Raw genomic sequence first — 12,905 nt, forward strand, 5'->3', positions numbered from 1 at the left:
GCGTCAGCGACCGAGCGCCTGCAGGGCCCGGGCGAACACCTCGTCCATCGAGCCCACGGCGTCGATCGTCTTCAGGTCGGAGCTGTAGTGCTCGAGCAGCGGGGCGGTCTCGTCGGCGTAGACCTTCATCCGGTTGCGGATGACGTCCTCGGTGTCGTCGGCGCGGCCGCGGCCCTTGAGTCGCTCGACCAGTTCGTCCTCGGGCACGCGGAACTCCACCACCGCGTCCAGCTTGACGCCGCGCTTGGTGAGCATCTCGTCGAGCGCGACGGCCTGCTCCACCGAACGGGGGAACCCGTCGAGGATGAACCCGCCCGCCGCGTCGGGATCGTCGAGACGGTCGTCCACCAGCGCGTTGGTCAGCGTGGCGGGCACCAGGTCACCGGCGTCGAGGTACTTCTTGGCCTCGATCCCCAGCGGCGTGCCGGTGCTGATGTTGTGCCGGAACAGATCGCCGGTGGAGATCTGCGGAACCCCGAGCTGTTCGGCCAGCTTGACGGCCTGAGTGCCTTTTCCCGCGCCGGGCGGACCGAGCAACACGATTCTCACTTGAGGAACCCTTCGTAGTTGCGCTGCATGAGTTGGCTCTCGATCTGTTTGACGGTATCCAAACCGACGCCAATCATGATCAGAACCGCTGTGCCGCCAAACGGCAAGTTCTGGACGCCGCCACCGTTGCCCATTTCGAGGAACAGGTTCGGCAGCACGGCGATCACACCGAGGTAGATCGAGCCCGGCAGGGTGATCCGGCTCAGCACGTAACGCAGGTAGTCCGCGGTCGGCTTGCCGGGCCTGATGCCCGGGATGAAGCCGCCGAACTTCTTCATCTCGTCGGCCCGCTCGTCGGGGTTGAAGGTGATCGAGACGTAGAAGTAGGTGAAGAAGATGATCAGCCCGAAGTAGATCGTGATGTAGACGGGGTCCGCCGGGTTGGTCAGGTAGTTCGCGACGAAGCGGTCCCACCACCCGGTGCCCGGGTTGGAGCTGCCGCTCTGGATCAGCTGGGTGATCAGGTGCGGGATGTAGATCAGCGAGGACGCGAAGATCACGGGGATGACGCCGGCCTGGTTGACCTTCAACGGCAGGTAGGTCGAGGTGCCGCCGTACATGCGCCGACCCACCATGCGTTTGGCGTACTGCACCGGGATGCGGCGCTGGCCCTGCTCGACGAACACCACGCCGATGATGATGATCAGCGCGGCCACGCAGACCAGCGCGAAGACCATGCCGCCGCGGCTGTCCAGGATGGACTTGCCCTCCGACGGGATGCGCGCGGCGATACCGGCGAAGATCAGCAGGGACATGCCGTTGCCGATGCCGCGCTCGGTGACCAGCTCGCCCATCCACATCACCAGGGCGGCGCCGGCGGTCATCACGATCACGATGACGACCAGGGCGAAGATGCTCTGATCGGAGATGATGTCCAGCGAGCAGCCCTGCAGCAGCCCGCCGTTGGCGGCCAGCGCCACGATCGAGGTGGCCTGCAGGATCGCCAGTGCGACCGCCAGATAACGCGTGTACTGCGTCATCTTGGCCTGACCCGCCTGGCCTTCCTTGCGGAGCTGCTCGAACCGCGGGATCACCACCGTGAGCAACTGCACGATGATGCTCGCGGTGATGTAGGGCATGACGCCGACGGCGAACACCGACAGCTGCAGCAGCGCCCCACCGGAGAACAGGTTGATCAGGGAGTAGATCTGCGCCGAGTCGCCACCGCTGACCTGGTCGATGCACTGCTGCACGTTCCGGTAGTTGACCCCCGGCGAGGGCAGCGAGGCACCGACCCGGTAGAGGATGACGATGCCCAGCGTGAATAGGATCTTCCGCCTCAGGTCGACCGTCCTGAGCGAAGAGATGAAAGCCGAGAGCACTCTTCCTCCTGGGCAGCCGGGCTGATGTCGCGGCGTGCCGATGGGGCTGGCCTGGCCAGCGTCATTGTCAGTCTGTGTGTCGGATGCCGACCCGGGCAGGCGTGGCCTGCGGCGTCGGGCCTCAAACAGTCTACGAGAGTAACAGTTCACCTCCCCGCCGCCCGCATCAGCCGAGGCCGCGAAACCCTTCAGGTGTCTCTCAGCTTGTTGGGCGTAAGCTCGGCACCAAAGTCGTTAAATTACCTAATTACTGTGCCGAGCAATCCCGACCGAAAGGACGACCCCACGATGGCGCGAACCGACAACGACACCTGGGATCTGGCATCCAGCGTGGGGGCGACCGCCACGATGGTGGCCGCGGCGCGGGCGGTCGCCAGCCGGGGGCCGGACCCGGTGATCGACGACCCGTTCGCCGAGCCACTCGTCCGGGCCGTCGGCGTCGACTTCTTCACCCGCCTGGCCACCGGCGAGCTCACGCCGGCCGACCTCGACCCCGAGGAGACCGGCGGAGTCGGGAACATGGACCGCTTCACCGACGGCATGGCCGCGCGCACCCGCTTCTTCGACGACTTCTTCACCGCCGCCGCCGAGGCCGGCATCCGCCAGGCCGTCATCCTGGCCTCCGGGCTCGACGCCCGCGCCTACCGGATGACCTGGCCCGCGGACATGGTGGTCTACGAGATCGACCAGCCCGAGGTCATCGAGTTCAAGACGACGACGCTGGCCGGGCTGGGTGCGGAGCCGACCGCACAGCGCCGCACCGTGCCCATCGACCTGCGCCAGGACTGGCCGGCCGCGCTGCGCGAGGCCGGACTCGATCCGGACAAGCCGACCGCGTGGATCGCCGAGGGACTGTTCGGCTACCTGCCGCCCGAGGCCCAGGACAAGCTGCTCGACGACGTCGACGCGCTGAGCGCCCCCGGCAGCCGGCTGGCCGCCGAGGGGGTGCTGCACAGTGACGACTACGACGAGGACACGGTGCGGGAGCGGATGCAGGCCGTCACCGACCACTGGCGGGCGCACGGATTCGACCTGGACTTCTCCCAGCTGGTCTACATCGGCGAGCGCGCGGAGGTCACCGAATACCTGGCCAGGCACGGCTGGCGGGCCGACGCGACCAGCGGCACCGATCTGATGCGCCGCTACGGGCTGGGTACCCCCCAGGCCGGCGCCGTGGACGGTGCCGTGGAGGACGCCGAGGAGGACGAGGACGGCCAGGCCAACTTCGCCAACGTCGCCTACGTCACCGCCACGAAGTAGCCACCCCATGGCACGTTCGGACTCCGATACCTGGGACCTGGCCTCCAGCGTGGGCGCGACCGCGACCATGGTCGCGGCCGCACGCACCCTGGCCAGCACCGAGCCGGGCGCCATCATCGACGATCCGTTCGCCGCGCCGCTGGTACGCGCGGTGGGTATCGACTTCTTCACCAGGCTCGTCGACGGCGAACTGCAGATCCCCGGTGACGGCGAGGCCGGCGCGGGGGTTGCGCTGATGACCGACGTGATGGCGGTGCGGACCCGGTTCTTCGACGATTTCTTCCTCGACGCCGGCCGCGCCGGCGTCCGCCAGGCGGTCATCCTGGCCTCCGGGCTCGACGCGCGCCCCTACCGGCTGCCGTGGCCGGACGGCACCGTCGTCTACGAGATCGACCAGCCCGAGGTCATCGAGTTCAAATCGGCCACGATGGCCGCGCTGGGGGCGCAGCCGACCGCGCAGCGCCGCACCGTGCCCATCGACCTGCGCCAGGACTGGCCCACGGCGTTGCGCGAGCACGGGCTCGACACCGCCCGCCCGGTGGCCTGGAGCGCCGAGGGGCTGCTGATGTACCTGCCGCCCGAGGCCCAGGACCGGCTGTTCGACGACATCACCGCCCTGTCCGCGCCGGGCAGCATGCTGGCCACCGAGTTCCACGGCGGCGAGTTGTCGCGCACGCTGAGCCAGCGCGCCCAGGAGATGGTCGGCCAGTGGGGCGACCACGGTTTCGACATCGACCTCGGCGAACTGTTCTACGACGGCGACCGCAGCCACGTCGTGGACTACCTGAGCGAGCGCGGCTGGACGGTGAGCACCCGGACCCGCCCGGAGGTGTTCGCCCAGTACGGCCGCACCTACCCGCAGGACGCCACGGTCGAACAGCTGCGCAACTCGCTGGCCGTGACCGCCGTCAAACAGTGACAGCACAGAGTAAGGACAACCACCCGTGAACACCCGTGCCAACTCCCCGCGCACCGACGGCGACAGCTGGGATCTGACCTCCAGCGTGGGAGCGACCGCCACCATGGTCGCGGTCGGGCGGGCCCGGGCCTCGCACGGGTCCGACGCCCTGCTCGACGACCCGTTCGCCGAGCCGCTGGTGCGCGCCGTCGGCTCGCCGACCTTCACCGCGATGATCGACGGTGAGACCGACACCCAAGCCGACCCCCTGGTGAAGGGTCGGACCGCCGACGAACAGATCGCGGTGCGCACCCGCTTCTTCGACGACTTCTTCATCCGGGCCGCGGGATCGGGCATCCGCCAGGCGGTCATCCTCGCCGCCGGGCTGGACACCCGCGCCTACCGGCTCGCCTGGCCGGTCGGCACCGTGGTCTTCGAGGTCGACCAGCCCGAGGTGATGGCGTTCAAGACGGCGACGCTGGCCGGCCTGGGCGCCGAGCCGGCCGCCGAGCACCGCGCCGTGGGCATCGACCTGCGTGCGGACTGGCCCGCCGCCCTGCGCGCGGCCGGCTTCGACCCGGCCCGGCCGACGGCCTGGATCGCCGAGGGCCTGCTGATCTACCTGCCGCCCGAGGCCCAGGACCGGCTGTTCGACCGGATCACCGACCTGTCCGCGCCCGGCAGCCGGGTCGCCACCGAGCACACCCCCACCGCCGACGCCTTCTCCGACGACACCGCCAAGTTCCTGACCGACAGCTGGCGGCGCGTCGGCCTGGATCTGGACATGGCCGACCTGATGTACGGCGGGGAACGCAATCTGGTCGCCGACTACCTGCGCGGTCTGGGCTGGGCGCCGAGCGTGCTGCGGGCCCGCGACTCCTATGCTTCACACGGATTCGACTATCCCGACAATCCGCTGACCGCCGCGTTCGGCGACGGCGGCTATCTGACCGCGGAGTTGATGAGATGACCCGGACCGACGACGACTCCTGGGACCTGGCCTCCAGTGTCGGCGCCACCGCGACCATGGTCGCGGCCGGACGCGCGATGGCCTCGGCGGCCGCCGACCCGCTGATCGACGACCCCTACGCCGCACCTCTGGTGCGCGCCGTGGGCCTGGAATTCTTCACCAGGATGCTCGACGGCGACCTGGATCTGGACACGATTCCGGACGCCTCCCCGGAGCGGGTGCAGGCCATGATCGACGCGATGGCGGTGCGCACCAAGTTCTTCGACGACTACTTCACCCGGGCGACCGGTGGGGCGACTGGCACCGGAGTCCGGCAGGCGGTGATCCTGGCCTCGGGGCTGGATTCGCGGGCCTACCGGCTGACCTGGCCGGCGGGCACGGTGGTCTACGAGATCGACCAGCCCCGGGTGATCGAGTTCAAGTCCACCACCCTGGCCGGTCTCGGCGCCGAGCCCACCGCCACCCGCCGCACCGTGGCGATCGATCTGCGTGAGGACTGGCCCGCCGCGCTGGCCGCCGCCGGCTTCGACCCGGCCCAGCCGACCGCCTGGTTGGCCGAGGGCCTGCTGATCTACCTGCCACCCGAGGCCCAGGACCGGCTGTTCGACCAGATCACCGAGCTGTCCGCGCCCGGCAGCACCGTGGCCACCGAGTACGCCCCCGGGATCCGCGAGTTCGACGCCGAACGGGCACGGGAGATGTCGGCGCCGCTGCGGGCCCAGGGACTCGACATCGACATGGGCGCGCTGGTCTACGCGGGGGAACGCAGCCACGTCATGGAGTACCTGCAGGCCAAGGGCTGGCGGGTGACCGGGGTCCCGCGCGACGAGTTGTTCCAGCGCTTCGGACGGCCGATCCCGACCGTGGCCAGCGAGGATCCGTTGGGCGAGATCGTCTATGTCAGCGCCACCCTGGACGGTGCCGGGGAGTAGATCTCCGCACCCGTGTGCGGCGCTGGGCACCCGGCCCGCCCCTCGACCGCCTCAGCTGCCCTCGGCCCGGGCGAAGGTCAGCGTCTCCCCCCGCACGCCACCCATCCACAGGTCCTGGCAGGCCGCGGCCATCTCCTCCAGGCCCTCGATGACCTCACCGAACACATTGCCGGGAACCCAGCCCTGGTCTCCGTTGATCAGCAGGTTGTTGCGCCCGTAGAACAACGCCAGATCCACGATCGCCCCGGTGGTCCCGGTCCCCGTGGTGTTCTCGTAACCGTAGGCCGGGTTGCCCAGGTCGTCGGAATCGAAGGAGAACCAGCACAGATCGCCCGGAATCGGGGTGACGGTGGTGTTCTCCTTGCCCGGGTCCGCGGCGAAGGGCGGCAGCAGCGTGTAGATCTCGTTGCGGGCGTACTTGCCGTGGAACACCTGCGCGGAGAGGGTGCGCCCGTCGGCCAGCGCGTCCCACACCGCCGCGCAGGTGCGCGGGGCGGCCGCCTCGAGCAGCCGGGCGACACACCGCACCCCGCGCTTGTCCAGCGACACGGTGATGAGTCTGGTCATCGAATCTCCTTGATCGGCGGGGTCGGGTCGGCAGTCAGGTCAGCAGGGCCGGGTCGGCAGCGTCAGGTCAGCGGTCAGGTCAGTAGGGGCGGCACCGCACGGTGCCACTCGGTGGCGTCCTGGTAGGCCTGGCCGACCCGCAGCAGCAGCGCGTCGGAGTGCCGGGGGCCCACCATCTGCAACCCGATCGGCAGGCCCGCCGTGCTGAACCCGCACGGCACGCTCAGCGCGGGCTGCTGGGTCAGATTGAACGGATAGGTGTAGGGCGTCCAGCTGGTCCAGTCCGGTGAGGCCGAGCCGTCGGGCACGTCGCGGCCGACCGGGAACGCGGTGAGCGGCAGCGCCGGTGTCACCAGCACGTCGTAGTTCCGGTGGAACCGGCCCATCAGCTGGCCCAGGCGCATCCGCTCGGCCGTGGCGTCGAGGTAGTCCGACGCCGAGTACGTCTCGCCCAGCGCCGCGGTGCGGCGCAGCCCGGCGTCGACCCGCTCTTCGTTCTCGCCGTTGAGCAGGCCCTGGAGCACCTTGGCCTCACCGGCGAACCAGAGCACGTGGAAGGCCTCCACCGGGTCGGCGAACCCGGGGTCCACCTCCTCGACGTGGGCTCCCGCCTCGGCGAGCACCAGCACCGCCCGCCGCACCGCGGCGTCGACGTCGGGCTCGTTGCGCGCGAACCCCAGGTTCGGCGAGAACGCGACCCGCAGCCCCGACAGGTCGGATCCCTGGCTGGCGGCCACCAGGAACGAGCCCTCCGGGGTGGGCATCGCCGACCAGTCGCGCGGGTCGAATCCGGTGATGACGTCCATCAGCGCGGCGGTGTCGCGCACCGACCGCGCCATCGGGCCGATGTGGGCCAGCGTGCCGAACGGGCTGGGCGGGTACGCCGGCACCAGCCCGTAGGTCGCCTTGAGCGCCACCGTGCCGGTGAACGCCGCCGGGATCCGCACCGAACCGCCGCCGTCGGTGCCGACCGACCACGGCCCCATACCGGCGCCGACCGCGCTGGCGCTGCCGCCGCTGGAACCACCGGCGGTGCGGGTGGGATCCCACGGGTTGCCCGTCGCGCCGTAGCGGGGCGAATCGGTGACGCCCTTCCACGAGTACTCCGGGGTGGTGGTCTTGCCCAGCAGCACGGCGCCGGTCTCCCGCAGCCGCGCCACCGCGGGCGCGTCCTCCTCCCACGGGCCCGCCTCGTCGATGAGCCAGCTGCCGCGCAGCGTCGGCCAGCCCTGCGTCCACAGCGCGTCCTTGATCGACGTCGGCACCCCGTCCCCGGGACCCAACGGGGACCCGGCCCGCCAGCGTTGTTCGGAGGCCCGCGCCGACGCCAGTGCGCCCTCGGCGTCGACCAGGATGAACGCGTTGAGCGCCCCGTCGTACCGGTCGATCGCGTCGAGGGCGGCCCGGGTGGCCTCCACCGGTGACAACGTGCCCGACCGGTATCCCTCGATCAGGTCCACCGCTTCCGGGAGTGCCTCTGCGTTCACTGCGCACCTTTCGACGCTCCGGGGCCCGCCCCGGGGATCCCGGGGATCCCGGGGATGTAGCCGAGTCGCTTGTCCACCACGTTGTGCAACGGCTCGCCGGCCAGCCAGCGCCGCACGTTGGCGGTGAACTGGGCGGCCAGGGTGTCGCGCCACCCGACGACGTCACCGGACATGTGCGCGGTGACGGTCACCCCGGGCGCATCCCAGAGCGGGTGGTCGGCCGGCAGCGGCTCGCGGTCGAACACGTCCAGGGTGGCCGCGGCGATGCCGCCGCCGTCGAGCGCCGCCAGCAGGGCGGCCTCGTCGACCATCGGTCCGCGCGCGACGTTGACCAGGTGCGCATCGGGTTTCATGGCCGCCAGCACCGCGGCGCCGACGAGGCCGCGGGTGGCCTCGGTCAGCGGGGCTGCCAGCACCAGATGATCACACCAGCCGACCTCGGCGGCCAGGTCGGCGCTGGCGACCACCTCGCCGAAATCCGGGTCACCGGAGCGGGGGGTCCGCCCCGCGCCCCGTACCTGCAGGCCGGCCGCGCGCAGCAGCCGGGCGATCTCGCGGCCGATGCCGCCGGTCCCGACCACCAACGCACGCGCCCCGGCGACGCTGCGGGTCTCCCGGTGTTTCCACCGGTGCCGCCGCTGCAGGTCGAAGCTGGCTCGGCTGTCCTTGGCGTGGGCGATGACCGCACCCAGCACGTATTCGGCGATCGGGCGGTCGAACACCCCGTGGGCGTTGGTGACCACGACGTCGGACTCGCGCAGCGCGTCGAAGAGCAGCGTGTCCACCCCGGCGGCGGTCACGTGGATCCACTCGAGGCTGTCCGCGTCGTCCCAGACGTCGCGGACCGCGGTGGAGAAGAAGTCCCACAGCAACAGCGCCTGCGCTCCGCGTACCGCCGCAGACAGGTCGTCCGCCGTGCAAAACCGCAGCTCAACGGGCAGTTCTTCGAGGCCGGGCGGACGATCGGTGGCGTTCTCACACAGCACAGCGATCGTCGGAGTACCCACGTCCTCCGATACTGCCAACCGGGGCCGCGGCGCGCACGTCCACCCCGCGCAACGTTTCCGGAATGTAGCCCCGTGAAACGGCCAGAAAAACGTTCCGTAGGATTGTCAACAATCTGTTGCCGCGGGGGCGTCGCGGCCTCACACTGTGCAGATGAGCATCGCGGACGTGACGCCGCCCCCACCATTGCAGCAGGTGGGCATCGGTGTTGTGGCGCCTCACGACTTCGCACTCGACCGCGAATTGTGGCGGTGGGTTCCGCACGACATCAGCCTGTTCCTGACCCGGCTGCCCTACCTGCCCCTGACGGTCACCATGGAGCTGGCCCGCCAGGTCTCCGACCCCATCCATGTGGCCGCCGGCACCGCCGACGTGCTGGCGGTCTCCCCGCTGGTGACCGCCTACGCCTGCACCTCGGGCAGCTTCGTCGGCGGCGTCGCCGGCGAGACGGCGCTGGTCGCGGCCATGCGTTCGGCGGGCTCGCCCGCGGCGCTGACCACCAGCGGCGCGCTGGCCACCGCGCTGCGTCACCTCGACGTGTCCCGGGTCGCCACCGTGACCCCCTACACCGCCGACCTGACCTCGGGGCTGTCGAGCTATCTGGCCGCCGGCGGTGTCGAGGTGGTGGCCAACGCGGGCCTGGAGCTCACCGCGTCGATCTGGACGGTGCCCTACGAGACGACCGCCGAGCTGGTCCGCAGGACCGACCGTCCCGACGCGGAGGCCATCGTGATCAGCTGCACGAATCTGCCGACGTATGACCTGATTGCACCGCTGGAAGCCGAACTCGGCAAGCCGGTGATCAGCGCCAACCAGGTCACCATGTGGGCGGCGCTGGCCATCGCGGGCCGCAAGGCGGTCGGCGACGGCCAGCGACTGCTGGAGGCCTGACGGGTCCGCGCCGAAGGGCCGGCCGCTACCATTGTTGACGATCGTGTTGACCATCGGCGGACGCCGTCGATGGACCGCGCCTCGCAACGACGCCTGAGCCAGGAGATCCCATGCCGACCGTCGGCCTGCTTTACCCAGGTCACAGCGCCGAGGACGACTTCGACATCCTGGAGAAGGCCCTGCGGGACCGGATGGGCGGTCAGTCGGCCGCGCCGGTGCGCCTTCCGGTGGTGATCACCGAGGTCGGTGAGGACGCCCACCGGGTCGACGCGCTGCTTGACCTCGGCAGCACCGCACGTCTGGCCGAGGGCGCGGCCCGCCTGGCGGCGGCCGAACCCGAGTCGGTGATGTGGGCGTGCACCTCGGGCAGTTTCGTCTTCGGACCCGAGGGTGCCCGCGACCAGGCCGGCGCCGTGGCGGCGACCATGGGGGTGCCGGCGTCGTCGACCTCGATCGCGTTCGTCGACGCGTTGCGGCACCTGAACATCGGCCGGGTCGCGGTGGCCGCGTCCTACCCCGACGATGTCGCCCGGCACTTCGTGTCGTTCCTGTCCGCGGGGGGCGTGGACGTGGTGGCCATGGGCAGCCACGGCATCATCACCGCCGCCGAGGTCGGCACGCTGGTGCCCGAGCAGGTGGTGGCGATGGTGACCGCCGCCGATCATCCCGACGCCGAGGCGGTCCTGGTCCCCGACACCGCGATGCACACGCTGGAGATCATCGAGGACCTCGAGGCCGCGGTCGGCAAACCGGTCCTGACCGCCAACCAGGTGACGGTCTGGAAGGGGCTGCAGCTGATCGGACCGGTACCGGCCCTGCCCGGGTTGGGCACGCTGTTCAGGGAGGCGTCGTGAGCAGCTTCCTCGAACCGGTGGCCCAGGAGTCCACTCCCAGCATCGTCGCCGAGAAGTTGCGCCAGGCCATCGCCCACGGCGAATTCGAACCGGGTGAACAGCTCGGCGAGGCGGAGCTGGCCCGCCGGCTCGGGGTCAGCCGGGGACCGCTGCGTGAGGGGATGCAGCGCCTGACCCAGGAGGGTCTGCTGGTCTCGATCCGCAACCGCGGCCTGTTCGTCACCGAGATGAACCCCGACGAGGTCGGCGACATGTACCTGGCGCGCGAGGCCATCGAGCGGGCGGCCACCCGCAAGATCCTGCGGGGCGAGCCCAGCGAGTACGCGGCCGCCGGCGAGGTGCTGCTCGCGATCGTCGACGAGATGGCGGCCGCCCCCACCCCGACCGGGATGACCGAGGCCGACATCAGTTTCCACGAGCGGCTGGTCGAGCTCGCCGACAGTCCGCGGCTCTACCGGATGCACCAGACCTATCTGGTCGAGACCCGTATGTGCATGCACGCCCAGACCGACGGCTACGCCACCCCGGGTGACCGGGTGGCCGAACACCGCGCGCTGGCCTGCGCCATCCAGTCCGGCGACGTGCACCTGTCGGACAAGTTGCTGATCAACCACATGGAGGATGCGGTGGAGCGGCTCAACAACACGTTGGCCACCCACCACTGACCTGCCGCACCCGGCCTGCCCGTCGGGTCGGCCGGTCTCACATCGCGACGCCGATGTACTTGGTCTCCAGGAATTCGTCGATGCCGACCGCGCCGCCCTCGCGGCCCAGTCCGGACTCCTTGACCCCGCCGAACGGCGCCGCCGGATTGGACACCACGCCCTGGTTGAGGCCCACCATGCCGGTCTCCAGGGCCTCGGCCACCCGCAGCGCCCGCCGCAGGTCGTTGGTGAACACGTAGGCCACCAGGCCGTATTCGGTGTCGTTGGCCGCCGCGATCACCTCGTCCTCGTCGGTGAACGGGGTCAGCGGGGCGACCGGCCCGAAGATCTCCTCGCTGGCCATCCGCGCCTCCGAAGGCACGCCGGTCAGCACCGTGGGCGAGTAGAAGTAGCCCTCTCCGCCCGCGGCGGTCCCGCCGGTGAGGACCCGCGCGCCGCGGCCCACCGCGTCGGAGACCAGCGCCTCCACCTTGTGCAGCGCCGCGTCGTCGATCAGCGGACCCACCTGCACACCGTCGGCGACGCCGGGCCCGACCCGCAGGCCGGCCATCCGCTCGGCCAGTCGGCGGCCGAACTCGTCGATGACCGACTCGTGCACGTAGATCCGGTTGGCCGCGGTGCAGGCCTCCCCCATGTTGCGCATCTTGGCGGCCATCGTGCCCTCGACCGCCTCGTCGAGGTCGGCGTCGCCGAAGACGATGAACGGGGCGTTGCCGCCGAGCTCCATCGACGTGCGCAACACCTTCTCGGCGCACTGCTCCAGCAGCATCTTGCCGACCCGGGTGGAGCCGGTGAAGGACAGCTTGCGGGCCAGCCCGGAGCGGATCAGCGGTTCGATCACCCCGCCGGCGTCCATGGCGGTGACGCAGTTGACCGCGCCCGGTGGCACACCGGCCTCGGTGAGGATGCCCATCAACGCCAGCATCGACAACGGGGTCTGGTGGGCCGGCTTGATGACGCTGGTGCACCCGGCGGCGATCGCGGGACCGATCTTGCGGGTGCCCATCGCCATCGGGAAATTCCACGGTGTGATCAGCAGGCACGGCCCCACCGGCTGGCGCGCGATCAGGAACCGCGCCGACCCGGACGGGGCCCGCTGGTAGCCGCCGTCGATGCGGGTGGCCTCCCCGGCGAAATGCCGGAAGAACTCCGCGGCGTAGGCGATCTCACCGCGCGCCTCGGCCACCGGCTTGCCCATCTCCAGGGTCATCAACAACGCCAGCTCGTCGATGCGCTCGTGCAGCAGGGCGAAGGCGGCCATCAGCATGTCGGCGCGCTCGGCCGGCGTGGTGGCGGCGAAGGAGCGCTGCGCGGCCGCCGCGGCGTCCAGGGCTGCGCGCCCGTCGGCCGGGGATGCGTCGGCCACCGCGCACAGCGGCGCCCCGGTGGCGGGGTTCACCACGTCGAAGGTGCGCCCGTCGGTGGCATCGACCCACTTGCCGTCGACGAACAACCGCTTCTCGACACCGGCGACGATCGCCGACACGTCCGGCCCCTCACTCACT

At 70.6% G+C, this 12,905-nt stretch carries 13 protein-coding genes; 7 read left to right on the forward strand and 6 right to left on the reverse strand.

Annotation, left to right across the window (positions count from 1 at the left end; genetic code table 11):
- Positions 1 to 3 precede the first annotated feature (3 nt).
- A complete protein-coding gene (locus CSR00_RS07765) occupies positions 4 to 549 on the reverse strand; it encodes an adenylate kinase (protein ID WP_099021812.1) in 546 nt (181 codons plus the stop codon).
- The gene (gene secY / locus CSR00_RS07770) at positions 546 to 1,871 is read right to left on the reverse strand and encodes a preprotein translocase subunit SecY (protein WP_099021813.1); all 1,326 of its coding nucleotides are present in this window, start codon (positions 1,869 to 1,871) and stop codon (positions 546 to 548) included. Before secY ends, CSR00_RS07765 begins: the two co-directional genes overlap by 4 nt.
- A 288-nt stretch (positions 1,872 to 2,159) precedes the next feature.
- Between secY and CSR00_RS07775 the strand changes: the two genes are divergently transcribed.
- The 4 genes from CSR00_RS07775 to CSR00_RS07790 all read left to right on the forward strand — a co-directional run bounded on the left by CSR00_RS07775 (position 2,160) and on the right by CSR00_RS07790 (position 5,931).
- Positions 2,160 to 3,131 (forward strand): class I SAM-dependent methyltransferase, encoded by a 972-nt coding sequence (locus tag CSR00_RS07775; RefSeq protein ID WP_099021856.1) that lies wholly within the window; start codon positions 2,160 to 2,162, stop codon positions 3,129 to 3,131.
- A gap of 7 nt (positions 3,132 to 3,138) precedes the next feature.
- Entirely contained in the window at positions 3,139 to 4,050 is a 912-nt protein-coding gene (locus tag CSR00_RS07780; protein ID WP_099021814.1) for a class I SAM-dependent methyltransferase, read from the forward strand.
- A gap of 103 nt (positions 4,051 to 4,153) precedes the next feature.
- Positions 4,154 to 4,999 (forward strand): class I SAM-dependent methyltransferase, encoded by an 846-nt coding sequence (locus tag CSR00_RS07785; RefSeq protein WP_099021857.1) that lies wholly within the window; start codon positions 4,154 to 4,156, stop codon positions 4,997 to 4,999.
- Positions 4,996 to 5,931, forward strand: a complete 936-nt coding sequence (locus CSR00_RS07790) for a class I SAM-dependent methyltransferase (RefSeq protein WP_099021815.1) — start codon at positions 4,996 to 4,998, stop codon at positions 5,929 to 5,931. Before CSR00_RS07785 ends, CSR00_RS07790 begins: the two co-directional genes overlap by 4 nt.
- Positions 5,932 to 5,982: 51 nt before the next feature.
- On the opposite strand, the gene CSR00_RS07795 is transcribed toward CSR00_RS07790, so the two are convergent.
- The 3 genes from CSR00_RS07795 to CSR00_RS07805 all read right to left on the reverse strand — a co-directional run bounded on the left by CSR00_RS07795 (position 5,983) and on the right by CSR00_RS07805 (position 8,992).
- Positions 5,983 to 6,498 carry a DUF3830 family protein gene (locus tag CSR00_RS07795; RefSeq protein WP_099021816.1) on the reverse strand — a complete coding sequence of 172 codons (516 nt, stop codon included), beginning with the start codon at positions 6,496 to 6,498 and terminating at the stop codon, positions 5,983 to 5,985.
- A gap of 74 nt (positions 6,499 to 6,572) precedes the next feature.
- On the reverse strand, positions 6,573 to 7,985 hold the full coding sequence (locus CSR00_RS07800) for an amidase (RefSeq protein WP_245905889.1): 1,413 nt from the start codon (positions 7,983 to 7,985) through the stop codon (positions 6,573 to 6,575).
- Positions 7,982 to 8,992: a D-2-hydroxyacid dehydrogenase gene (locus CSR00_RS07805; RefSeq protein ID WP_176561952.1), complete on the reverse strand. Its 1,011-nt coding sequence runs from the start codon at positions 8,990 to 8,992 to the stop codon at positions 7,982 to 7,984. The genes CSR00_RS07800 and CSR00_RS07805 overlap by 4 nt, the downstream gene beginning before the upstream one ends.
- 151 nt (positions 8,993 to 9,143) lie before the next feature.
- Between CSR00_RS07805 and CSR00_RS07810 the strand changes: the two genes are divergently transcribed.
- From CSR00_RS07810 to CSR00_RS07820, 3 genes are all read left to right on the forward strand, one after another.
- On the forward strand, positions 9,144 to 9,881 hold the full coding sequence (locus CSR00_RS07810; protein WP_176561953.1) for a maleate cis-trans isomerase family protein: 738 nt from the start codon (positions 9,144 to 9,146) through the stop codon (positions 9,879 to 9,881).
- 110 nt (positions 9,882 to 9,991) lie between these two features.
- Positions 9,992 to 10,735: a maleate cis-trans isomerase family protein gene (locus tag CSR00_RS07815; protein WP_176561954.1), complete on the forward strand. Its 744-nt coding sequence runs from the start codon at positions 9,992 to 9,994 to the stop codon at positions 10,733 to 10,735.
- Positions 10,732 to 11,400: a GntR family transcriptional regulator gene (locus CSR00_RS07820; protein ID WP_099021819.1), complete on the forward strand. Its 669-nt coding sequence runs from the start codon at positions 10,732 to 10,734 to the stop codon at positions 11,398 to 11,400. Before CSR00_RS07815 ends, CSR00_RS07820 begins: the two co-directional genes overlap by 4 nt.
- A gap of 37 nt (positions 11,401 to 11,437) precedes the next feature.
- Here the strand turns inward: CSR00_RS07820 and CSR00_RS07825 are convergent, their stop codons facing one another.
- The gene (locus CSR00_RS07825; RefSeq protein ID WP_176561955.1) at positions 11,438 to 12,904 is read right to left on the reverse strand and encodes an NAD-dependent succinate-semialdehyde dehydrogenase; all 1,467 of its coding nucleotides are present in this window, start codon (positions 12,902 to 12,904) and stop codon (positions 11,438 to 11,440) included.
- Position 12,905: the final 1 nt, after the last annotated feature.

It is taken from the genome of Mycolicibacterium palauense, from assembly GCF_002592005.1.
GTDB lineage: Bacteria > Actinomycetota > Actinomycetes > Mycobacteriales > Mycobacteriaceae > Mycobacterium > Mycobacterium palauense.